Origin of the sequence: Mesorhizobium sp. M7A.F.Ca.CA.001.10.2.1 (assembly GCF_003998575.1) — a bacterium.
Taxonomy (GTDB): domain Bacteria; phylum Pseudomonadota; class Alphaproteobacteria; order Rhizobiales; family Rhizobiaceae; genus Mesorhizobium.
In genome coordinates this window covers 1-20,685 of sequence record NZ_RZQY01000030.1, presented here as the reverse complement: position 1 = coordinate 20,685, position 20,685 = coordinate 1, and the positions used below count along the sequence as shown (strand labels likewise).

The 20,685-nt window shown below is 64.6% G+C and carries 21 protein-coding genes; all 21 read left to right on the top strand.

Annotated features, from left to right (window positions below; genetic code table 11):
* Nucleotides 1-670 (top strand): iron-containing alcohol dehydrogenase (locus EN964_RS03915; RefSeq protein WP_127276180.1); only part of this gene is annotated, 670 nt, incomplete at its 5' end.
* 26 nt (nucleotides 671-696) lie between these two features.
* Nucleotides 697-1,971, top strand: coding sequence for an ABC transporter substrate-binding protein (locus EN964_RS03910; RefSeq protein ID WP_127266438.1), 1,275 nt, complete (start codon nucleotides 697-699; stop codon nucleotides 1,969-1,971).
* A gap of 59 nt (nucleotides 1,972-2,030) precedes the next feature.
* Entirely contained in the window at nucleotides 2,031-2,747 is a 717-nt protein-coding gene (locus tag EN964_RS03905; protein WP_127266437.1) for an ABC transporter ATP-binding protein, read from the top strand.
* Nucleotides 2,747-3,448: an ABC transporter ATP-binding protein gene (locus EN964_RS03900; protein ID WP_127266436.1), complete on the top strand. Its 702-nt coding sequence runs from the start codon at nucleotides 2,747-2,749 to the stop codon at nucleotides 3,446-3,448. The genes EN964_RS03905 and EN964_RS03900 overlap by 1 nt, the downstream gene beginning before the upstream one ends.
* A gap of 67 nt (nucleotides 3,449-3,515) precedes the next feature.
* Entirely contained in the window at nucleotides 3,516-4,379 is an 864-nt protein-coding gene (locus EN964_RS03895; protein WP_127266435.1) for a branched-chain amino acid ABC transporter permease, read from the top strand.
* A gap of 8 nt (nucleotides 4,380-4,387) precedes the next feature.
* Nucleotides 4,388-5,437, top strand: coding sequence for a branched-chain amino acid ABC transporter permease (locus EN964_RS03890; protein WP_127266434.1), 1,050 nt, complete (start codon nucleotides 4,388-4,390; stop codon nucleotides 5,435-5,437).
* The gene (locus tag EN964_RS03885; RefSeq protein ID WP_127266433.1) at nucleotides 5,437-7,191 is read left to right on the top strand and encodes an FAD-dependent monooxygenase; all 1,755 of its coding nucleotides are present in this window, start codon (nucleotides 5,437-5,439) and stop codon (nucleotides 7,189-7,191) included. Before EN964_RS03890 ends, EN964_RS03885 begins: the two co-directional genes overlap by 1 nt.
* 10 nt (nucleotides 7,192-7,201) lie before the next feature.
* Entirely contained in the window at nucleotides 7,202-8,092 is an 891-nt protein-coding gene (locus EN964_RS03880; protein ID WP_127266432.1) for an intradiol ring-cleavage dioxygenase, read from the top strand.
* Nucleotides 8,092-8,910 carry an SDR family NAD(P)-dependent oxidoreductase gene (locus EN964_RS03875; RefSeq protein WP_127266431.1) on the top strand — a complete coding sequence of 273 codons (819 nt, stop codon included), beginning with the start codon at nucleotides 8,092-8,094 and terminating at the stop codon, nucleotides 8,908-8,910. The genes EN964_RS03880 and EN964_RS03875 overlap by 1 nt, the downstream gene beginning before the upstream one ends.
* A gap of 63 nt (nucleotides 8,911-8,973) precedes the next feature.
* Nucleotides 8,974-10,281, top strand: coding sequence for an ABC transporter substrate-binding protein (locus EN964_RS03870; RefSeq protein ID WP_127266430.1), 1,308 nt, complete (start codon nucleotides 8,974-8,976; stop codon nucleotides 10,279-10,281).
* 25 nt (nucleotides 10,282-10,306) lie between these two features.
* The gene (locus EN964_RS03865; protein ID WP_127266429.1) at nucleotides 10,307-11,035 is read left to right on the top strand and encodes an ABC transporter ATP-binding protein; all 729 of its coding nucleotides are present in this window, start codon (nucleotides 10,307-10,309) and stop codon (nucleotides 11,033-11,035) included.
* Nucleotides 11,032-11,760, top strand: coding sequence for an ABC transporter ATP-binding protein (locus EN964_RS03860; protein ID WP_127266428.1), 729 nt, complete (start codon nucleotides 11,032-11,034; stop codon nucleotides 11,758-11,760). Before EN964_RS03865 ends, EN964_RS03860 begins: the two co-directional genes overlap by 4 nt.
* On the top strand, nucleotides 11,747-12,610 hold the full coding sequence (locus tag EN964_RS03855; protein WP_127266427.1) for a branched-chain amino acid ABC transporter permease: 864 nt from the start codon (nucleotides 11,747-11,749) through the stop codon (nucleotides 12,608-12,610). Before EN964_RS03860 ends, EN964_RS03855 begins: the two co-directional genes overlap by 14 nt.
* Complete coding sequence (locus tag EN964_RS03850; RefSeq protein ID WP_127266426.1) at nucleotides 12,607-13,632, top strand: branched-chain amino acid ABC transporter permease; 1,026 nt, start codon at nucleotides 12,607-12,609, stop codon at nucleotides 13,630-13,632. The genes EN964_RS03855 and EN964_RS03850 overlap by 4 nt, the downstream gene beginning before the upstream one ends.
* A 12-nt stretch (nucleotides 13,633-13,644) precedes the next feature.
* Nucleotides 13,645-14,661: a zinc-binding dehydrogenase gene (locus EN964_RS03845; RefSeq protein WP_127266425.1), complete on the top strand. Its 1,017-nt coding sequence runs from the start codon at nucleotides 13,645-13,647 to the stop codon at nucleotides 14,659-14,661.
* Nucleotides 14,662-14,688: 27 nt separating this feature from the next.
* Nucleotides 14,689-15,477, top strand: coding sequence for an alpha/beta fold hydrolase (locus EN964_RS03840; RefSeq protein ID WP_127266424.1), 789 nt, complete (start codon nucleotides 14,689-14,691; stop codon nucleotides 15,475-15,477).
* Nucleotides 15,478-15,504: 27 nt separating this feature from the next.
* Nucleotides 15,505-16,725: an acyl-CoA dehydrogenase family protein gene (locus tag EN964_RS03835; protein WP_127266423.1), complete on the top strand. Its 1,221-nt coding sequence runs from the start codon at nucleotides 15,505-15,507 to the stop codon at nucleotides 16,723-16,725.
* Between the two features lie 57 nt (nucleotides 16,726-16,782).
* Nucleotides 16,783-17,337, top strand: a complete 555-nt coding sequence (locus EN964_RS03830) for a flavin reductase family protein (RefSeq protein WP_236383135.1) — start codon at nucleotides 16,783-16,785, stop codon at nucleotides 17,335-17,337.
* 390 nt (nucleotides 17,338-17,727) lie between these two features.
* Entirely contained in the window at nucleotides 17,728-19,263 is a 1,536-nt protein-coding gene (locus EN964_RS03825; RefSeq protein ID WP_127269806.1) for an FGGY-family carbohydrate kinase, read from the top strand.
* On the top strand, nucleotides 19,260-20,036 hold the full coding sequence (locus tag EN964_RS03820; RefSeq protein WP_127269804.1) for a DeoR/GlpR family DNA-binding transcription regulator: 777 nt from the start codon (nucleotides 19,260-19,262) through the stop codon (nucleotides 20,034-20,036). The genes EN964_RS03825 and EN964_RS03820 overlap by 4 nt, the downstream gene beginning before the upstream one ends.
* A 50-nt stretch (nucleotides 20,037-20,086) precedes the next feature.
* On the top strand, nucleotides 20,087-20,685 hold a 599-nt coding region (locus tag EN964_RS03815; protein ID WP_164775721.1), incomplete at its 3' end, for an FAD-dependent oxidoreductase.

Sequence of the window (20,685 nt, the reverse complement as noted above, 5' to 3'; positions counted from 1 at the left end):
GGCGGCGGGTGAGAAGACCACCCGCCGCTCGCCGGACATCCGCCCCGAGACGGTGATCTACGACGTCGATCTGACATTGAGTCTGCCGGTAGGTCTCACCGTGACCTCGGCGATGAACGCGATCGCTCATGCGATGGAGGCCTTCTATGCCCCCGATCGCAACCCGGTGATCGTGCTGATGTGCAGGGATGCCATGATTGCCTTCAAGGACGGCATTCCAAGGCTGATCGGCGACCCGCAGGATCGCGCGGCGCGGACGCAGGCGCTCTATGCGGCGTGGTGCTGCTCGACCGCACTCGGCTATGTCTCGATGGCGCTGCATCACAAGCTGGCGCATGTCTTCGGCGGCTCGTTCGATACGCCGCATGCCGAAACCCACGCCATCCTGCTGCCCTACACGACCGCCTTCAACGAAGCGGCAGTGCCCGATCTGCTGCGCCCCATCGCCGAGGCATTCGGCGGCGGCTCGGCGGGCGGCGGGCTCTGGGATTTCGCACAGTCGGTCGGCTCTCCGCTGAGCTTGAAGGCGATCGGCATCGAGGAGACCGATCTCGACCGCGCGGCGGCGATCGCGGTCAAGAATGCCTATGCCAATCCGAGGCCAATCGATCCGGGATCGATAAGGGAACTCCTTCAGGTGGCGTGGGAGGGACGCCGTCCGGGGGCTTGAGAATAAAACAAGAGGGAGGAACTACAGTGATCACAAGACGCAGCCTACTGAAAGCCTCGGCGGCGACAGGCCTGGCGCTGGCCGGTTCGCGCCTGGCGACGCCGGCCATCGCGCAAGGCGCCAAGATCCGCCTGGGCTATGTTTCGCCGCAGACCGGGCCGCTTGCCGGCTTCGCGGAGAGCGATGCCTACAACATCAAGGCCTTCCTCGCTTCCGAGGCGGGCAAGAACTTCGAGGTCATCGTCAAGGACAGCCAGTCGAATCCCAATCGCGCGGCCGAGGTGGCGAAGAGCTTGATCGTCGATGACGAGATCAACCTGATGCTCGTCGGCTCGACACCCGAGAACACCAACCCTGTGGCCACCACCTGCGAGGCGGAGGGCGTGCCGGTCATCTCGACGATGGCGCCGTGGCAGCCCTGGTTCATCGGCCAGCAGGGCAATCCGGCCGATCCGGCCTCGTGGAAGCCTTTCAACTTCGCCTATCATTATTTCTGGGGTCTCGAAGACATCATCGCCGTCTACACCGGCATGTGGAAACAGCTTTCCACCAACGGCAAGGTGGGCGGGCTGTTCCCCAACGATGCCGACGGCAATGCCTGGGGCGACCCGAAGAATGGATTGAAGCCCGGCCTCGATGCCGCCGGCTTCAGCCTTGCCGATCCTGGCCGCTATCAGAACCTTTCGGACGATTTCACCGCGCAGGTCAACGCCTTCAAAGCCGCCAATGCCGAGATCGTTACCGGGGTGGTCATTCCCCCCGACTTCACCACCTTCTGGAACCAGGCCCGCCAGCAGGGCTTCAACCCCAAGGCGGTGACGGTCGCCAAGGCGATCCTTTTTCCGCAATCGGTCGAGACGCTCGGCGATGCTGGCCACAACCTCTCGTCCGAGGTCTGGTGGTCGGCCTCGCATCCGTTCAAATCGTCGCTGACGGGCGAGAGTTCGGCCGAACTCGCTGCGGATTTCACCGCCAAGACCGGCCGTCCCTGGACCCAGCCGATCGGTTTTGTCCATTCGCTGTTCGAGGTGGCGGCCAATGTCATGGGCCGCGTGTCGGATCCAACCAATGCCGAGGCGATCGCGGCGGCGATAGCGGCCACCGACATGACGACGGTGGTGGGCAAAGTGGCCTGGAGCGGTGCGGGATTGCCACCTTTCGCCGCGAAGAACGTCTGCAAGACACCGCTCGTTGGCGGGCAGTGGCGCAAGAAGGCCGGTGGCGGCTTCGATCTGGTGATCGTCGAAAACGCCGGCGCCTCCGAGATACCCACCGCCGGCAAGATGGAAGCCCTGGCCTGACGCTGCCGAGGGCGGCTGATACCGCCGCCCTCGTTCGGCGCGACCCAAGGATGATAGTGATGATACTCAGGCTGGAAAACGTTTCGAAGTCCTTCGGCGCCCTGAAGGTTGCGGATTCCGTGACCGTCAGCGTGCCGCGCGGCGAAGCGCTGGGCATTATCGGCCCGAACGGCGCGGGAAAATCGACGCTCTTCAACCTGATCACCGGCAATCTGTTTGCCAATGAGGGGCGCATCGAATTGCTCGGCCGCGACGTGACCCGTGCTCCGGCGATGGAGCGGGTGCGCATGGGCGTTGGCCGCAGCTTCCAGATTCCGCAGCCTTTCGAGGGGCTGACCGTGTTCGAAAATCTCTTGACCGCTGCCGCTTTCGGCCGCGGCGGACGCGAGGCCGAGATGGTCGACGATTGCGCTGGTATCCTCGAGGAGACGGAGCTTCTCAGGAAGGCCAATTTCGTGGCCGGCTCGCTGAGCCTTCTCGACCGCAAGCGCCTCGAACTCGCCCGCGCCCTGGCGACAGGCCCTGAGCTTCTGCTTCTGGACGAGATCGCCGGCGGTCTGACGGAGGGCGAATGCAAGGCCCTGGTCGCGACGATCAAGGCGATCCACGCCAGGGGCACGACAATCATCTGGATCGAGCATGTGCTGCACGCCCTGAATTCGGTGGTAGAGCGGCTTCTCGTGCTGGATTTCGGGCGTGTGATCGGGATCGGTGCGCCTGATGAGATCATGGCCTCGAAGGCGGTTCGCGAAATCTATCTGGGGCTCGAGGTCTGATGCTGGAAACGCGTGGCCTCACCGCGAATTACGGCCAGTTCCGGGCGCTGTTCGGTGTGGATATCAGCGTGGCCGCGGGCGAATGCGTGGCGATTATCGGCGCCAATGGCGCCGGAAAATCCACGCTGATGCGCTCGATCACGGGCGTGATCGGCAACGAGCCCGGTATGGTGCTGCACAGAGGCGAGTCGATCGGCGCGCTGTCGTCGGCCGAGATCATGAAGCGCGGTATCGCCATGGTGCCGGAGGGGCGCCGACTGTTCCCTTCGCTGACTGTCGAGGAAAACCTGCTGGTCGGCGGGCAGGCGCGCAAGGTGCCGGGGCCGTGGAACCTCGACGCGGTCTATGATCTTTTTCCGATCCTGCGCGAGCGGCGCAAGAGCCCCGGCACAGCGCTCTCGGGCGGCCAGCAGCAGATGGTGGCGATCGGCCGGGCGCTGATGTCGAACCCCGAATTGCTGCTCTGCGACGAGATCAGCCTCGGCCTCGCGCCCGTCGTCATCCGCGACATCTACGCAGCCCTTCCCAGGATCCGCGAAGGCGGCGCCGCGATCGTGCTGGTGGAGCAGGATATCGGCAAGGCGCTGGCGGTCGCCGACCGTGTCTACTGCATGATGGAGGGCCGCGTCACGCTGGCCGCCAGGGCGGCCGAGGTCAAGCGCGAAGACATCCATTCTGCCTATTTCGGAGTGGCGGCATGATCCGGAAACCGAGGCTCCGTCATCTGCTCGCGCAGCGCTCTTGTGGCCTGATCGAGGTGGCGCGGCGATGATCTGGCTGGACACCCTCGTGCAGGGGATTCTGCTGGGCGGGCTCTATGCCCTATTTGCAGCGGGATTGAGCCTCGTCTTCGGCATCATGCGGCTGGTGAATCTCGCCCATGGCGACCTCATCATCCTTGCCGCCTATCTGGTTTTGATGGGCGTCACGCTGCTCGGCCTGTCGCCCTGGATCGCTGCCCTGGTCGCCATGCCGGCGATGTTCGCGCTCGGCTGGCTGCTGCAGGCCGCCGTGCTGAACCGCGTGCTGGGCAAGGACATCCTGCCGCCGCTTTTGGTCACCTTCGGCCTGTCGGTCGCCCTGCAGAACGGCCTGCTCGAGGCCTTCTCCGCCGACAGCCGCCGTATTCCGGTGGGCGCGTTGGAAGGGGCATCGCTCGATCTCGGGCTGGTCACGGTGGGGATCATGCCGCTGATGACCTTTGCCTCGGCGATCGTGATGATCATTGCCCTGAACGGGCTCTTTTACCACACCGCGCTCGGCCGTGCCTTCCGCGCCACCTCGGACGACGCCGTGACGGCGGGGCTGATGGGGATAGAACCGAAGCGGATTTTCGCGATCGCCACCGGGATCGCCATGGTCGTGGTGACGCTGGCGGCCCTCTATCTCGGCATGCGGGCAAACTTCGATCCTTCGATCGGGCCGGCGCGGCTGATCTATGCCTTCGAGGCGGTGATCATCGGCGGCCTCGGCAGCCTATGGGGAACGCTCGCGGGCGGGATCATCATCGGCGTGGCGCAGACGTTTGGTGCCGCGCTCAATCCGGAATGGCAGATCCTGGCCGGCCACATCGCCTTCCTGGCCGTGATGCTGCTCAAACCGCGCGGGCTTTTTCCGCGCGCAGTGGATTGAGGGGCGGCATGTATCGACTGACAACCCGCACCCGCGCCGGAACCGTAACCGCGATCACGGTGCCGATCGTCATCGTCGCCGCGCTCGCGCTGCCTGCCGTGGCCTCGCGGGGCGTCATACAGGATCTGTTCTTCATCCTCACCATGCTGACGCTGGCGCAGATATGGAACCTTCTGGCGGGCTATGGCGGCCTGGTCTCGGTGGGTCAGCAGGCCTTCGTCGGCATCGGCGCCTACGCGATGTTCGCCGGCGTGATCCTGCTTGGCTGGAATCCGGTCCTGGCGATCCCACTGGGGGGGCTTGCGGCGCTGGTGCTGGCGGTTCCGACGGCCTTCTTCGCATTCCGTTTGCAGGGCGCCTATTTCGCCATCGGCACCTGGGTAATCGCTGAAGTGACGCGCCTGCTGGTCGCGCAGTGGAAGGCGCTCGGCGGCGGCACCGGCACTTCGCTGCCGCGCGAGGCGACGAGCAGCATCCTGGGCACCGATGCGATCAGGGCGCTGTTCGGCGTCCGCGAGGCCGCGGCACGCGACGTCCTGGCCTACTGGCTGGCCTTGGCGCTGGTCGTGGCGGTGACCGGCGGCATCTATTGGCTGCTGCGCAATCGCCTCGGGCTGGCGCTGGCGGCGGTGCGCGACAATGTCGACGCGGCGCAATCGGTCGGCGTCGATACCGGCCGGCTCAGATGGGCGGTCTTTCTGATCGCCGCGGCCGCCACCGGGCTGATCGGCGCGCTGATCTTTCTGCAGACGGCCCGCATCTCGCCGGGAGCGGCCTTTGCCGTCACCGACTGGACCGCCAACGTCATCTTCATAGTCGTCATCGGCGGCATCGGCACCATCGAGGGGCCGATCCTCGGTGTGCTGGTCTTCTTTGCGCTGCGCTCGGCGTTGGCCGACTACGGCAGCTGGTACTTGATGACGCTCGGCCTCATCGCCGTCGTCGTAATGCTTTTTGCACCAAAGGGGCTGTGGGGCCTGATCGCGTCCCGCAAGGGCCTGCACCTGTTTCCGGTTCGCCGCAGGCTGACCGGTCCGAAGATCGAGGGAGGAATTTGATGGCGGATATCGAAACCGACGTGCTGATCGTCGGCACTGGCCCGGCCGGCTCGGCCACCGCCGCGCTGCTGTCCAGCTACGGCGTCGCCAACATGATCGTCAATCGCTATCGCTGGTTGTCGAACACGCCGCGTGCCCACATCACCAACCAGCGCACGATGGAAGTGCTGCGCGACCTTGGGCCGGAGGTAGAGGCCGAGGCCATGATGCACGCCTCCCCGCAGGAGCTGATGGGCGAGAACGTGTTCTGCGAAAGCCTGGCCGGCGAGGAGATCGGCCGCATGAAGAGCTGGGGCGTCCATCCGCTCTCCAAGGCCGAACATCTCCTGTCGTCTCCCTGCTTCATGAACGATCTGCCGCAGACCTTCATGGAGCCGATCCTGTTCAAGTCGGCCTGCGCCCGCGGCACGCAGGCCCGCATGAGCACGGAATATGTCAGCCATGTCCAGGATGCGGACGGCGTGACCACGACCTGCCACGATCGGCTGTCGGGCAAGGATTTCACCGTGCGGTCGAAGTTCCTCGTCGGCGCCGACGGCGGCAACTCGCTGGTGGCCGAGCATCTGGGCCTGCCGCTCGAGGGCAAGATGGGCGTTGGCGGCTCGATGAACATCCTGTTCAGGGCTGATCTCTCGAAATATGTCGCCCACCGGCCGAGCGTCCTCTACTGGGTCATGCAGCCCGGCGCCGACGTCGGCGGCATCGGCATGGGTCTCGTGCGCATGGTGCGGCCGTGGGACGAATGGCTGATCGTCTGGGGCTACGACATCAACCAGCCGCCGCCTGAAGTGACGCCGGAACTGGCCACCAGCGTCGCGCGTCAACTGGTCGGAGATCCCGCGCTCGAGATCGAGCTCCTGGGCGCCAACACCTGGACCGTGAACAACTGCTTCGCCACGCACATGCAGAAGGGGCGGGTGTTCATCATGGGCGATGCCGCGCACCGGCATCCGCCCTCGAACGGGCTCGGCTCGAACACATCGATCCAGGACGGGTTCAACCTCGCCTGGAAGCTTGCCAAGGTCGTCAAGGGGCAGGCGGGGGTCGGGCTTCTGGACAGCTTCTCGGCCGAGCGCGCACCGATCGCGCGCCAGATCGTGACACGGGCGAACCAGTCCATCGCCGAATTCGGACCGATCTTCGAGGCGCTCGGCATGGACGGCGGCGTGGATCACGACAAGATCCACAGGAACATGGAGGCTCGCGCCGATGCGACGCCCGTCGCCGAAGCGCAGCGCGAGGCGCTCCGCAAGGCCATCGCCTTCAAGAAGTACGAGTTCGACGCCCATGGCGTCGAGATGAACCAGCGCTATGCCTCCGGCGCGGTGGTGACCGACGGCCAGCGCGAGCCGCCTTTCGAGAAGGATCGCGAGCTGCATTATGCGCCGACAACGTGGCCCGGTGCGCGCTTGCCGCATGTCTGGGTCTTCGAGCGCTCCGGCAGGAAAGTCTCGACGCTCGATCTTTGCGGGCATGGCGAGTTCACGCTGTTGACCGGCATTGGCGGCGAGGCGTGGGTCGCAGCGGCGGAGACGGTGGGCGCGGAACTCGGTCTGCCGATCCGCAGCCATGTGATCGGCCCGCGTCGCGCGATCGAGGATCATACCGGCGACTGGGCCGGCGCGCGGGAGATCCGCGACAACGGCTGCCTGATCGTTCGTCCCGACCATCATGTTGCCTGGCGTTCCGAAACGCTGGCGGCCGATCCGGCGGCCGAACTGCGCCGGGTCTTCAAATCCGTTCTGGCGCGCTGAGGAGGATCGCATGATCGACGAACACGAATCCGGCTATTTCACCGAAGCGAACTCGGCCGAGGTCGTGGTGGCGCGGAACAGGAACGCCAAGGACGAGCGACTCAAAGAGGTGATGGAGGTCATCACCCGCAAGCTGCACGAGGCGGTGAAGGAGATCGAGCCGACACAGGAGGAATGGTTCGGCGCGATCATGTTCCTGACGCGGACAGGCCAGATCTGCAACGAGTGGCGGCAGGAATACATCCTGCTGTCGGATGTTCTCGGTGTCTCGATGCTGGTCGATGCGATCAACAACCGCAAGCCGTCGGGCGCCTCGGAATCGACGGTGCTGGGACCCTTCCACGTCGCCGATGCGCCCGAACTGCCGATGGGCTCGAACATCTGCCTCGACCAGAAGGGCGAGCCCATGTTCGTGCATGGCCGCATCCTCGATACCGAGGGCAAGCCGATCGCAGGCGCCAAGATCGACGTCTGGCAGGCCAATGACGAGGGCTTCTACGACGTGCAGCAGAAGGGCATCCAACCCGACTTCAACCTGCGCGGCGTCTTCCGCACCGGCGCGGACGGGCGCTACTGGTTCCGCGGCGTGAAGCCCAAATACTACCCGATCCCGGATGATGGCCCGGTCGGCAAGCTGCTGGGCGCCCTGGGGCGTCACCCCAATCGTCCGGCGCATCTCCACTACATCGTCGAGGCCGAGGGCTTCGAAGCGCTGACCACGCACATCTTCGACCCGGACGACCCGTACATCGATTCAGATGCCGTCTTCGGCGTGAAGAAGAGCCTGCTCGCCGAATTCCGCAAGATCGAGGACGCCGAAGCTGCCGCCAGGGTCGAGGTTGCGGCCCCGTTCTACGACGTGGAGTTCGATTTCGTGCTGTCGCACAAGGGAGGAAACTGATGGCCGCACTTGAAAAGATGTTCGATGTCAGAGGCAAGTCGGTGATCGTCACCGGGGGCGCCAGCGGCATCGGGCAGGCCTATGCCGAGATCATGGCCGAGCACGGGGCGAAGGTCTGTATCTTCGACCTGAACCCTGCCGGGCTTGACACGACCGTGGCCGCGATCAGGGCGGTGGGTGGCGATGTCTGGGGCCAGGTTGTCAATGTCGGCGACCGCGCGGCCATGGCCGCAGCCTTCGACAAGGTCGCCGGGAAGGCGGGCTCGATCGATGTCGTGTTCGCCAATGCCGGGATCGATGCCGGGCCGGGCTTCAACACCCCGACGGGCGAAAGGAACCCCGAGGGCGCCATCGAGAACCTGCCCGACGAGCACTGGGACAAGGTGATGGAGATCAACCTGACCTCGGTCTACACCACGATCAAGCATGCCGTCCGGCACATGAAGCCGAATGGCGGCGGCCAGATCATCGTCACGTCGTCCATTGCATCGCTGATCAACGAGAGCATCGTGGGCACGCCCTACATGCCCGCCAAGGCCGCGGTGAACCATCTCGTTCGCCACATGGCGATGGAGCTTGGCGCCTACAACATCCGCATCAATGCCATCCTGCCCGGACCGTTCATCACCAACATCGCCGGCGGCCGGCTGCGCAATCCGGCGGACCGCAAGGCCTTCGAGGCCCAGTCGCTGCTCGGTCGGATCGGCGACCCGGAAGAGATCAAGGGCCTGGCGCTTTATCTGGCGTCGCCGGCCGCGTCTTACGTCACGGGCTCGCTGATCGTAATCGATGGCGGCTCACTGCTGAGGATGACCTGAAGCCGCTTTGAACTGAGACCGGTCCCGTGGGCCGGAGAAACTTAACCCAGGGAGGAACCGACGATGAGCTACTACAACAGACTGGTGAAATCGGGCTTGCGGCCCAGCCGCCGAAGCGTCCTGAAGGGGATTGGAGCCGGCCTTGCCGCCAGCACGCTTGGCATGCCGGCCTATGTGCGCGCCGCGACGGCGGGAAAGATCAAGCTCGGCTATCTCAGCCCGACGACCGGACCGCTCGCCCTGTTTGGTGAAACGGATGGCTACACCTTGCAGAAGATCCGCGCCCTGCTCGGCGGCCAACTGCAATGCGCCGACGGCAATACCTACGAAATCGAGATTCTTGACCGCGACAGCCAGTCCAATCCGAACAAGGCATCGGAAATCGCCGGCAATCTGATCCTGAACGACGAGGTGCATCTGCTCGTGCCGGCCTCGACCACCGACACGATCCTGCCCGCGGCCGAGCAGGCCGAGCTTTATGAAACGCCCTGCATTTCCTCGGGCGCTCCCTGGCAAGCGGTGATCATGCCGCGCGGCGGCGGCAAGCAGACCTTCGACTGGACCTATCATTTCTTCTGGGGCCTCGACGAGGCGTTGAACACCTTCGTCGGGCTCTGGAACCATCTGGAGACCAACAAGAAGGTCGGGATGCTGTTCCCCCAGAACATCGACGGCGAGACCTGGGGCAACGACGAATATGGCTTGCCAGCGCCGACCCGCAAGGCCGGCTACGAGGTCGTGGTGCCCGGCTATTTCCAGCCCCGCACCAATGATTTTTCCGCACAGATAGCCGAGTTCAAGAAGCAGGGCTGCGAGATCATCGGCGGCATTACCTATCCCGACGATCTGAAGACCTTCGTCACCCAGTGCAACCAGCAGGGCTTCAAGCCGAAGGCGGTCACGGTGGCGGCGGCGCTCTTGTTCCCGGGTGGCGTCGAGGCCATGGGTCCTCTAGGCAACGGCATGTCCTCGGAGGTCTGGTGGACCCCGGCCTTCCCGTTCAAGTCGTCGCTGACCGGCCAGGTCAGCAGCGACATCGCCAGCCAATGGGAAGCCGATACGAAGCGCCAGTGGACGCAGCCGCTGGGCTATTCGCATGCCTTGCTCGAGGTCGCCCTCGACATACTGAAGCGCTCTTCCAATCCGCTCGACCGTGCGGCCAATCGTGACGCTCTGGTCGCTACCGATCTGCAGACGCTGGTCGGTCATATCAAGTTCGACGGCTCACCCCACAAGAACATCTGCAAGACGCCGATCTTCGGCGGCCAGTGGGTGAAGGGCGAGAAATGGCCTTATGACCTGAAGATCGTCGACAACACTGTCAATCAGCTCTTCGCGCCGCAGCAGGCTATCCAGCCGATCGCCTGGTGACATGAGCGGGAACGCGGGCAGAGTTATGGGTAGGGAAATCCTGCTGAAAGCGCACGGCGTGTCGAAGTCCTTCGGCGCTGTCCGCGTCCTGCATGAGGTGAGCTTCGACGTGCATCGGGGCGAGGTGCTGGGCATCCTCGGCCCGAATGGGGCGGGCAAAACGACGCTGTTCAACATGATCAGCGGCGATTTGAAGACGTCCGGCGGCGAGATCCAGCTCGGCGACACCGCGCTTCGCGGCGAGCCGCCCTTCCGGCGCTGCCAGATGGGGATCGGGCGGACCTATCAGATCCCGCGTCCCTATTCCGGCATGACCACCTTCGAAAACCTGCTGGTCGCCGCCGCTTTCGGCGGCGGCCGGTCCGAGAAGCAGAGCTATGCTTTCTGCGCCCAGGTCCTGCGCGATTGCGAGCTCTCCGACAAGGCCAATGTCTCGGCCGGCGCGCTCACTCTGCTCGATCGCAAGCGGCTGGAGCTGGCGCGCGCGCTGGCGTCGGATCCGAAGCTGCTGCTGTTGGACGAGATCGCGGGCGGGCTGACCGACGATGAATCGAAGGCGCTGGTGGCGCTGGTGCGCCGCATACGCGACCGCGGCATCACCATTGTGTGGATCGAGCATGTGCTGCACGCGCTGCTGGCGGTGGCCGACCGGCTGTTGGTGCTGAACTTCGGCGAGAAGATCGCCGAAGGCGTGCCAGCCGAAGTGATTGCGCTGCCCGAGGTCCAGCGCGTCTACATGGGGATCGAGGCATGACGGCCGTTCTTTCCACCCACGGCCTGTTGGCCCGCTATGGCGATTTCCAGGCGCTCTACGGCGTCGACATCGAGCTGCACCAGGGTGAGGCCGTGGCCTTGATCGGCGCTAACGGGGCAGGAAAATCCACACTCCTGCGTTCGATCATGGGCTTGCTCCCGGTTGCGCGCGAGATGGTGCTGCTGCACGGCGAGGCCGTTGGCGGCACCACCACCGACCGCATGGTCCAGAAGGGTGTCGCCATCGTGCCGGAGGGCCGTCGGCTCTTCACCGGCATGTCGGTCGAGGACAATCTGCGCGTCGCCATCGACCAGGCCGCGCGCATGGGCGCTAAGGGCGGATGGACGTTGCCGCGGTTGCACCTGCTGTTCCCGATCCTAAAGGAGAAGGCCCGCACGCAGGTCCAGAGCCTCTCGGGCGGACAGCAACAGATGGTGGCGATCGGCCGCGCGCTGCTCTGCCAGCCGCGCGTGCTGCTCTGCGACGAGATCAGCCTTGGTCTTGCGCCGAAGGTGATCCGCGAGATCTATGCCGCCTTGCCCGAAATCCGCGCCACCGGAACGGCGATGATCGTGGTCGAGCAGGATGTCGGCCTCGCCCGAACCGCTACGGACCGCCTCTACTGCATGCTGGAGGGGCGCGTGACCCTGACCGGCAGGTCCGCCGAGATCACGCGTGAGCAGATCGGCAAAGCCTATTTTGGAGCAGGCCATGGAGTGGTTTGACGCCTTGGTGCAGGGAGTCCTGCTGGGCGGCATGTATGCCCAGTATGCGCTCGGCATGGCGCTGATGTTCGGCGTCATGCGGATCGTCAACATCAGCCATGGCGATCTGGTGATCCTTTTGTCGCTGATAGGCATTTCGATAGCCACGGCCTGGGGTCTGGGACCGCTGCCTGTGCTGATCTTACTGGTGCCGCTCGCGGTGCTGATGGGCTGGGTGCTGCAGAAGGCCGTGCTGAACCGCGTGGTGGGCAGCGATCCGCTGCCCTCGCTGATCGCCACCTTCGGACTTTCGATCGCGCTGCAGAACCTGATGCTGCAGATATGGTCCGCGAACAGCCGATCGTTGCCCGGCCATGGAATAGAGAGTCAATCCATCGAGATCGGCGGTATCTATGTCGGCCTCCTGCCGCTGATCGTGCTGGCCGTCGCCACGGGGTTGACAGGAGGCCTCGACCTGACGCTGAAGCGCACGCGCTTTGGCCGGGCGCTCCGCGCCGCGTCGGCCGATGTCGAGGCAGCGGCGATGACCGGCATCAATCCGCGCGCCGTCTATGCTATGGCGACAGCGGCAGCGGTCGGCATCCTCGGCTTTGCAGCCGTCTTCCAGGCGTTGCGGTCGACCGTCGCGCCGGCCGACGGACCTGCCCAGCTGATCTACGCCTTCGAAGCGGTGATCATCGGCGGCATGGGGACGGTATGGGGCGCCTTCGCCGGCTCGATGGTCCTCGGCATCTCGCAGGCCATCGGCTTCCGCATCGATCCGGGCTTCGGCGTGCTCGCCGGACATATCGTCTTCCTGATCGTGCTGGCGACCCGCCCGCAGGGCCTGTTCGGAAAGGCATTGTCATGAGTGCGATCCCCTATGTGGCAACCGAGGTGCCTGAGGTCCTGGTCCAGCGCCAGACCCGGTCCGGTCGCATCGCGATGACGCTGGCTGTGCTGGCGCTGATCGGTGTCGCCGCCATGCCATGGTGGGCCTCGACCGGCACGATCCGGTCGATTCTGGTGCTGTGCTGCTACATCGCCGTCGCTCAGATGTGGAACCTGCTCGCCGGCTATGCCGGCCTCGTCTCGGTGGGTCAGCATGCCTTCATGGGAGCGGCCGGCTATGCGCTCTTCGTGTTGGCCCAGACTTACGGCATCAATCCGTTTGTGGCGGTCTTCCTTTCGCTGCTGGTGCCGGCCGCGCTGGCCGTGCCGATCTACCTGCTGCTGCATCGCCTGGATGGCCCCTATTTTTCGATCGGCACATGGGTGGTGGCCGAGGTCTTCCGGCTGACCGCCTCGAACCTGCCGCTCGTCAATTCCGGCGCGGGCATGTCGCTTCGCGTGATGAAGGACTATTCGGCCTTCGAGCGGAATGTCGCCATGTCGCTGCTCTGCGCGGGGATGCTGCTCGTCACGCTGGGCGGCAGCTACTGGCTGCTTCGCTCGCGCTTCGGCCTTGCGCTGATCGCCATGCGCGACAATCCGGTCGCGGCCGCAAGCCAGGGCGTGAATGTCGTCAAGCTGCGCTTCCTGATCTACGTCGCGTCGGCGGTCGGCTGCGGTCTTGCCGGGGCGATCTATTTCATGGCGCAGCTCCGCATCACCCCGGGTTCGGCCTTCGATCCGATGTGGGCCAACGTCGCGATCTTCATCGTCATGGTCGGCGGAATCGGCTCCATCGAGGGCGTTCTGATCGGATCCCTGATTTTCTTCATCGCGGACCGCTGGTTCGGCGAATACGGCGCGACTTATTTCGTTGTCCTCGGCCTGATGACGCTTCTGGTCGCGCTCTACGCCCGGACGGGCATCTGGGGCCTGATCTCGAAACGGTGGGATGCACCATGGTTCCCGATCCGACGCAAGCTCGTCGACCCGAACCGCTGACGAGGAGGATTCATGAAAGCCGCCATCTTCGATAGGGTCGGCGTCCCGCTGCGGATCGGCACGGTGCCGGACCCGACGCCGGCACCGGGCGAGGTCGTCTTGCGTGTCGCCGCCTGCGGCATCTGCGGCAGCGATCTGCATATCACCGAGGACCCCGTGCCTTTCGGCATCGAGGCAGGCTTCGTGCTCGGCCATGAATTCTCTGGGGACATCGTCGCGGTCGGATCGGAGGCAACAGGCCTTCGGATCGGTGACCGTGTCGCCGTCGCGCCGATGCGCGGTTGCGGACACTGCGAAGCCTGCGAGCGCGGCGATCCGGCGCGCTGTCGCGAGATGGAGCTGATCGGCGGCGGCTATGCGCAATACGCGACCGTGGCCGCACGCCAGTGTCATATCCTGCCCGGCGATGTGGCGCTCGAGGATGGTGCGTTGGCCGAGCCACTGTCGGTCGCTCTGCATTGCATCGTCCGCTCGGGCATGAAGCCGGGGGATCGGGTCGCCATCCTGGGCGCTGGGCCGATCGGACTGCTCGTCGCCTTCTGGGCGCGGCGGATGGGGGCGTCGCGTGTCGTGGTGGCCGACATCCACGGCCATCAGCGCGAGCGTGCGCTTGCTCTCGGCGCGACCGGCTTCGCGCTTTCGGGCGAAAAGCTGACCGAAAACCTCGCCGATCTCTGTGGCGGAGCGCCAGACATTGTCTTCGAATGCGTCGGCAAGCGCGGCCTCATCGGCGCGGCGGTCGAAGCGGTGCGGCTGCAGGGCACGGTGGTTGGCGTCGGCTTGTGTATCGGCGGCGACGAATGGGATCCGTTCATTGCGCTGACCAAGGAAGTGAACCTGCTGTTCTCGGTCTTCTTCCATCAGCACAACGAATTCGGCGTCGCCCTCGATGCGCTGCGCGGCGGACCTTTCGCACCGCAAGCTCTGGTCACCGACCGGATCGACCTCTCGCCAGTTCCGCAGATATTCGAGAGCCTTCGCCGCCGCACCACGCAATGCAAAGTGCTGATCCAGCCGGACCTTGTTTGAGGCCGCACCTGTTTGAGGAGAGTGAAAATGGCCGTTCAATTCGAAACCCTCGAATACGATATCGGCGGCACGGAAACGGTGGTGAAGGCCATCGGTAGAGGCAAGCCCGTGCTGTTCCTGCACGGCGCCTCGACGCTTGAAGGCTTCGACTTCGCGGAGGGCCTCGCCGACCGCTTCCGCGTGCTCTGCCCGAGCCATCCGGGCTTCGGCTTTTCTGGCCCGGCGCCGCATGTCGCTGCGATGTCCGACATGGTTCTGCACTACCTGAACCTGCTCGATGTTCTGAACCTGCCGGAGAAGCCTCATCTCATCGGCTTTTCCATGGGCGGCTGGATGGCGACCGAGCTCGCCGGCCTTGCGCGGGAGCGTTTCGACAAGGTGGTGCTGATCGCGCCGGCAGGGCTCAACGACCCCGCGCATCCGGCCACCGATCTGGGCGCGGTCGCGCCGCAGGAGCTGCCGGCCTATCTGGCGCATGACGTCTCGGTGGCGCTGCGCTATTTCCCGGACGGCTCAGACCCCGCCTTTGCCGAGGCCTTCGGCGCCGACCGCGTCCGCGAAGGCGACACGCTCGGCCGGCTACTGATGCCATTCGGCATGGGCCATCCGAACCTGCGGCGCTTCCTGGCGCGCATCACCAACCCGACGCTGGTCGTCTGGGGCACCAAGGACCGTCTGCTGCCGGCGAGCCAGGCGCCGCTCTTCGTCGAGGCGCTGCCCGATGCACGGCTGATCCTGGTCGAGGATGCCGGTCATTTCGTCATGCAGGAAAAATCCGAAACGCTCAGGAAGATCGGCGACTTCCTCGCCGGCTGACCGCATTTGAAAAAGGAGGAGAAGACAATGAACAAACCCATCAAGCATGGCTCGTGGGGGACGACCACCGACTATCGCGACCTGCTGACGAAGATCGCGGAGATCGGGCCGGCCCTGGAAGCCAACGCCATCGCCGACGAGGAGAGCGGCGAACTGACTTCGGCCACGTTCGAGCTGCTGAAGCCGTTGCGCATGTCGCATATCTTCGCCGCGGAGAGCCTCGGCGGCGCGCAGTTGCGACCCACCCATGGTCTCGAACTGCTGGAGACGATCACCTGGTATTCGGGAGCGGCTGGCTGGGTTTCCATGGTGCATTGCTGCATCGGTGCGATGTCGGCGGCCTTTCTGCCGGACAGCGCGGTCGAGCGGCTTTTCGCGCCGGGCACCGACAACCGTTTCTCGGGGCAGGGCGCGCCGCTTGGCATGCTGAAGAAGGTCGACGGCGGCTACCGGCTGAACGGCAAGTGGAGCTATGGCAGCGGGTTCAGCCACGCCACCTATAGCCACAGTGCCGCCTTCGTCGATGACGGCACCGGCAAGCCCGCGAAGGACGACAAGGGCAATGTGATTATCATGTGCGCCCATGCGCCGATCTCGCAGCACAAGCAGCTCGGCAATTGGGACGTTCTGGGCCTCGGCGGCACCGGCAGCATCGACTATGCGGCCGAGGATGTCTTCATCGCCGACGATCTCGTCTTCCCGATCCTGACCGCACCGCCGCTGCGCCAAAAGGAGTTCTTCAGTCTCGGTGTCGTGGGCCTCGCCGCCATCGGTCATACCGGCTGGGCGCTCGGTACCGGGCGGCGGATGCTGGACGAGATCGCCAAGTTCGCCCGCACCAAATCCGGCCGCGCCGGACTGATCGGCGAGAGCGAGAAGTTCTGGCACGATTATGGCCGCGCCGAAGCCCGCTATCGCGCTGCCCGCGCCTTCGTCTTCGAAGTCTGGCGCGACATCGAGGCGACGGTCGAGGCCGGCAATAGCGTGTCGACGCGGCAGATCAGCCTTGTCCATCTGGCCAAATCCGAGATTCACGAGGTTGGCGTCGATATCTGCAACTTCGCCTACCGCGCTGGCGGCGGCGCATCGCTCCGCGCCGGTGTGATCCAGCGCACCTTCCGCGAGATGATGGTAGCGGCCAACCACTTCACCATCGCGCCGTCGATCGTCACCTCGGCCGGCCGCGACATCGGCGGCGTGTGGAGCGATCGAACCTGGCAGTTCTACGACCTGATCGAGAAGAAGTAGTTGCAAGGGCCGGACAGCGGACGCCGTCCGGCCCCTTTTTCATGCTGCAGAAGAGACATGTCGATGAGCATCCCGCACCCCATGACCAACGCCTTCCGCGAAGCCTTTCGCCACCATCCGGCCGGTGTCGCGGTCATCACTGCCGATCCCGGCGACAGGCCGGTGGCGATGACCGTGTCTTCGCTGATCTCGGTAAGTGCCGCGCCGCCGGTCGTCGCCTTCTCGCTCTCGATGAAATCGACTTCGTCCGAGCCCTTGCTGCGGGCCGAGACCATGGTGATCCACCTGCTGCGCTTCACTGATATCGACCTGGCGCAGCTCTGCGCGTCCAGCGGCGCGGAACGTTTCCCGCCGGGAGGCGCCTGGGCGCGGCTGCCCACCGGCGAACCGCGCTATACCGGCGTTTCGACCTGGTTCCGCGCCCGTCGGCTCGGCGTTCTGCCGATTGAGGGCGCGACACTGGTCGCGGCCGAACTCCTTGACGGCGAGGTACAGCCGGACGAGGTCCCCCCGGAGGCGCATTCGCTTGTTTATCTCGACCGTCGCTGGCATCGCCTGCACAAGGAACTGGACGGGGTGGCTGAGCTTCTTGAGTCGTCGCGTTTTCTTTGAAGGCGCCGAAGCGGTGCGGGTTGTCCGGTCGTTGCGCAGGAACTCGCAAAGCCAGTCGAAGCGCGTTCGGCGTCAATCGTACCGTGCTCTCTGGCTCCCAGCGCGGGGTTGAAGCCTATCCGGCCAGTTGGGCACTAGCCGGAACTTCGTCCGCATCGGATGCGGTACGAGGGGATGGCAATTTTCGTCGCAGATGACGTCAGACATATCCGCAAAATATCTCACGTATTGACGTTAACTTAACATGCTACTATGGTCTTTTTACCGCGTCGGATGCGTCGCTTTTGTATCACCGTTGCTCGTTGATTGTCGTCATGCCTGTCATCCCTATCCCAACCTGCAGGTTTGCCTTGCAGCGCCCTTCACCAGTTGCTGAAAGCGGCGGCGCCCATGCCCAGTTTGCTCGGAATCGATAACGGTCTCACGGTCACCAAGGCGGTGATCTTCGATGCCGATGGCACGCAGTTGTCGGTGGCGCGCCGGCGCGTCCCGCAGTCGATGCCCCATGCGCGCTGGGTGGAGCGCGACATGGCAAGGCTATGGCAAGCCACCGCCGATGCCATCCGCGAAGCGATCGCATTGTGCGGCCGGGCCGCCAACGATATCAAGGCGGTGGCGGCGACCGCACACGGCGATGGTCTCTATTTGCTCGACAAGGATCGCCGGCCGCTAGGCCCCGGTATCCTGTCGCTTGACAGCCGCGCCGGCGAGATTGTCGAACAATGGTCGGCGGATGGGGTCTTCCAAAATGCGTTGGCGCGTACCGGACAGGCGCCGCACGTTTCGGCTCCGTCGGCGCTGCTGGCCTGGATCAGGAAGAACCAACCCGACCGCTATGGCCGCATCGGGCATATACTGGCCTGCAAGGACTGGCTGCGCTTTTGCCTGACCGGCACGATCGGCACCGACCGTACCGAGGCCAGCACCTCATTCACGGATTTCCGCACGCAGGATTACGCGCTGGAAGCGATGCGCATCTTCGAACTGGACGATCTTTTCGACGCGCTGCCGCCGATGGCGCATTCGGCCGAGATCGCCGGCCACGTTACCGCCGAGGCCGCCGACATGACCGGCCTTGCCAAGGGGACACCAGTGGCGAGCGGCCTGCATGACGTAACTGCCTCCGCACTTGGCATGGGCGGCCATGAGGAGGGTGTGCTTGCCATTGTCGCCGGGACCTATTCCATCAACGAAGTGGTCTCTTCGCAACCGCGCGTCGACCCGCGTTGGCTCTGTCGCAACGCCATCGACGCCGGCCGCTGGAACAACATGGCGATCTCGCCGGCCTCGACCGCGAACTACGATTGGTTTCTCGACACGTTCTGCCGCTCGGAACAGGAGAGGGCATCGGTCGGTGGTGGCTCGATCCACGAGGTTTTGGCAACAGAGATCGACGAGGCGCTTAAAAAGCGGTCGACCATCCTGTTTCATCCCTATCTGTTCGGCTCCCCCTTTGGCGATGTCGCCAGCGGCAGCTTTGTCGGCCTTCATGGCTGGCACAATCGCGGCGATATGCTCAAGGCGGTTCTGGAGGGCATTGCTTTCAATCATCGTACCCATGTCGAAGCCTTGCGCGACGGCTTTGCCATCAGCGAAATCCGCCTGACCGGCGGCGGCTCGCGCAATCCGGCCTTCGTCCAGATGTTTGCCGATGTGTTGAACGCCCCGGTCATCGTTACCTCGACCGACGAGGCCGCGGCGTTTGGCGCTGCGCTTTGCGCGGGTGCGGCGGTTGGCATCTTCGCGACGCCGCAAGAAGGCGCCAGGCAAGTCGGCATGACCGCGCGCCAATACGAGCCAGTGCCGGCCTCGAGTGCTGTGTTCAACGAGCGCTTTTCCCTCTATGGCCGCATAGCCGGTGCGCTCGAACCGCATTGGCCTGACATCGAGAAACTGGCGCGGCCAGACACCGGGGGAAGCGCATGATCAAGGCCGACGAACGACGCGAAGAGATCGCCGATTATGTGATCAAGCTCGGCCAGGTACGCATCGACGATCTGGTCGAGCATTTCGGCGTGTCGCGTATGACCATCCACCGGCACATCGACCGGCTGGCGCAGCAGGGCGTGTTGCGCAAGCTGCACGGTGCGGTCACGGTTCAGCCTTCCGGTCTCTACGAAAGCGCCTTCCGCTACCGGGTGACGGTCAACCGTGCCGAAAAGGATGCTCTGGCGCGGACAGCACTCGATTATATCGAAGCTGGCCAGGTGGTGATGCTGGACGATTCGTCAACGGCAAATGCGGTCGCTACGCTCCTGCTCGACGTCAAGCCGCTGACCGTCATCACCAACTCAGTGGCGACGGCTGCACTGCTGACCCATGTCGACGAACTCGACTTCATCTGTCTCGGCGGCCAGTACCACAACACCTACAACGCCTATATCGGCATCGTCTGCGAGAACGCGGTGGCACAGCTTCGCGCCAATGTGCTGATCTGTTCGGCTTCGGCCATCACCGGAACCACCGCCTTCATCCAGGATCCCAATGTCGTGCGGGTCAAGCAGGCGATGATGGCCGCATCGGTCAAGCGTATCCTTCTGATCGACCATGCCAAGTTCGATAGGATCGCGCTGCATGTCTTCGATGATCTGACCAGCTTCGATGTCGTGCTGGCGACCGAAGGCCTGGGCGATGCGCGGGCGCAAGCCCTCGAACGGGCCGGCGTGAAGCTGCGCATCGTCAAGACGAAAGCGCCATGAGCTCGAGCGAAGCAATACGTACGGAAAATCCAGCCGGGCGTCTGGCCGCCATGGCCGGAGCCGGGGAGGTCGACGTCGTCATTCTTGGCGCCGGCATCAACGGGGCAGGGCTGTTTCGCGATCTGTGCGCGCAAGGCGTCAGCTGCCTGATCGTCGACAAGGCGGATTTCGGCTCCGGCACGAGTGCTGCGCCATCGCGGCTCATTCATGGCGGTCTGAAATATCTCGAAACCGGCGAGTTCAGGCTGGTGGCGCAGTCGACGCTCGAACGCAATTTGCTTTTGAAAAACGCGCCGCACTATGTCAGCCCGCTGCCAACGGTCATCCCGATCTTCTCCTGGAGCAAGGGCATGCTGGCGGCGCTGCGGACGCTGTTCGGCTCGACCAGCGCGCCGCGCAGCCGTGGCGCCGTCCTGATCAAGATCGGCCTGATGATCTATGATTTCTATGGCTCGCGAAACCAGGTCATGCCGCGTCACCGCATGGTCGGGCGGCGCCAGGCGCTCAGTGAGATGCCGGCGCTCGCCCCCTCGATCGTCGCCACCGGCACCTATTACGACGCCAAGATAAGCCACCCCGAGAGGCTCGTGCTCGAACTGATCCTCGATGGGCTGCAGGCAAACGAGGCCTCGGCCAGCGCGAACTACAC

Coding starts and splice junctions, on each gene's coding strand:
- EN964_RS03905 (WP_127266437.1), top strand. CDS start 2,031: ATGATACTCAGGCTGGAAAACGTTTCGAAGTCCTTCGGCGCCCTGAAG.
- EN964_RS03900 (WP_127266436.1), top strand. CDS start 2,747: ATGCTGGAAACGCGTGGCCTCACCGCGAATTACGGCCAGTTCCGGGCG.
- EN964_RS03895 (WP_127266435.1), top strand. CDS start 3,516: ATGATCTGGCTGGACACCCTCGTGCAGGGGATTCTGCTGGGCGGGCTC.
- EN964_RS03890 (WP_127266434.1), top strand. CDS start 4,388: ATGTATCGACTGACAACCCGCACCCGCGCCGGAACCGTAACCGCGATC.
- EN964_RS03885 (WP_127266433.1), top strand. CDS start 5,437: ATGGCGGATATCGAAACCGACGTGCTGATCGTCGGCACTGGCCCGGCC.
- EN964_RS03880 (WP_127266432.1), top strand. CDS start 7,202: ATGATCGACGAACACGAATCCGGCTATTTCACCGAAGCGAACTCGGCC.
- EN964_RS03875 (WP_127266431.1), top strand. CDS start 8,092: ATGGCCGCACTTGAAAAGATGTTCGATGTCAGAGGCAAGTCGGTGATC.
- EN964_RS03870 (WP_127266430.1), top strand. CDS start 8,974: ATGAGCTACTACAACAGACTGGTGAAATCGGGCTTGCGGCCCAGCCGC.
- EN964_RS03865 (WP_127266429.1), top strand. CDS start 10,307: ATGGGTAGGGAAATCCTGCTGAAAGCGCACGGCGTGTCGAAGTCCTTC.
- EN964_RS03860 (WP_127266428.1), top strand. CDS start 11,032: ATGACGGCCGTTCTTTCCACCCACGGCCTGTTGGCCCGCTATGGCGAT.
- EN964_RS03855 (WP_127266427.1), top strand. CDS start 11,747: ATGGAGTGGTTTGACGCCTTGGTGCAGGGAGTCCTGCTGGGCGGCATG.
- EN964_RS03850 (WP_127266426.1), top strand. CDS start 12,607: ATGAGTGCGATCCCCTATGTGGCAACCGAGGTGCCTGAGGTCCTGGTC.
- EN964_RS03845 (WP_127266425.1), top strand. CDS start 13,645: ATGAAAGCCGCCATCTTCGATAGGGTCGGCGTCCCGCTGCGGATCGGC.
- EN964_RS03840 (WP_127266424.1), top strand. CDS start 14,689: ATGGCCGTTCAATTCGAAACCCTCGAATACGATATCGGCGGCACGGAA.
- EN964_RS03835 (WP_127266423.1), top strand. CDS start 15,505: ATGAACAAACCCATCAAGCATGGCTCGTGGGGGACGACCACCGACTAT.
- EN964_RS03830 (WP_236383135.1), top strand. CDS start 16,783: ATGTCGATGAGCATCCCGCACCCCATGACCAACGCCTTCCGCGAAGCC.
- EN964_RS03825 (WP_127269806.1), top strand. CDS start 17,728: ATGCCCAGTTTGCTCGGAATCGATAACGGTCTCACGGTCACCAAGGCG.
- EN964_RS03820 (WP_127269804.1), top strand. CDS start 19,260: ATGATCAAGGCCGACGAACGACGCGAAGAGATCGCCGATTATGTGATC.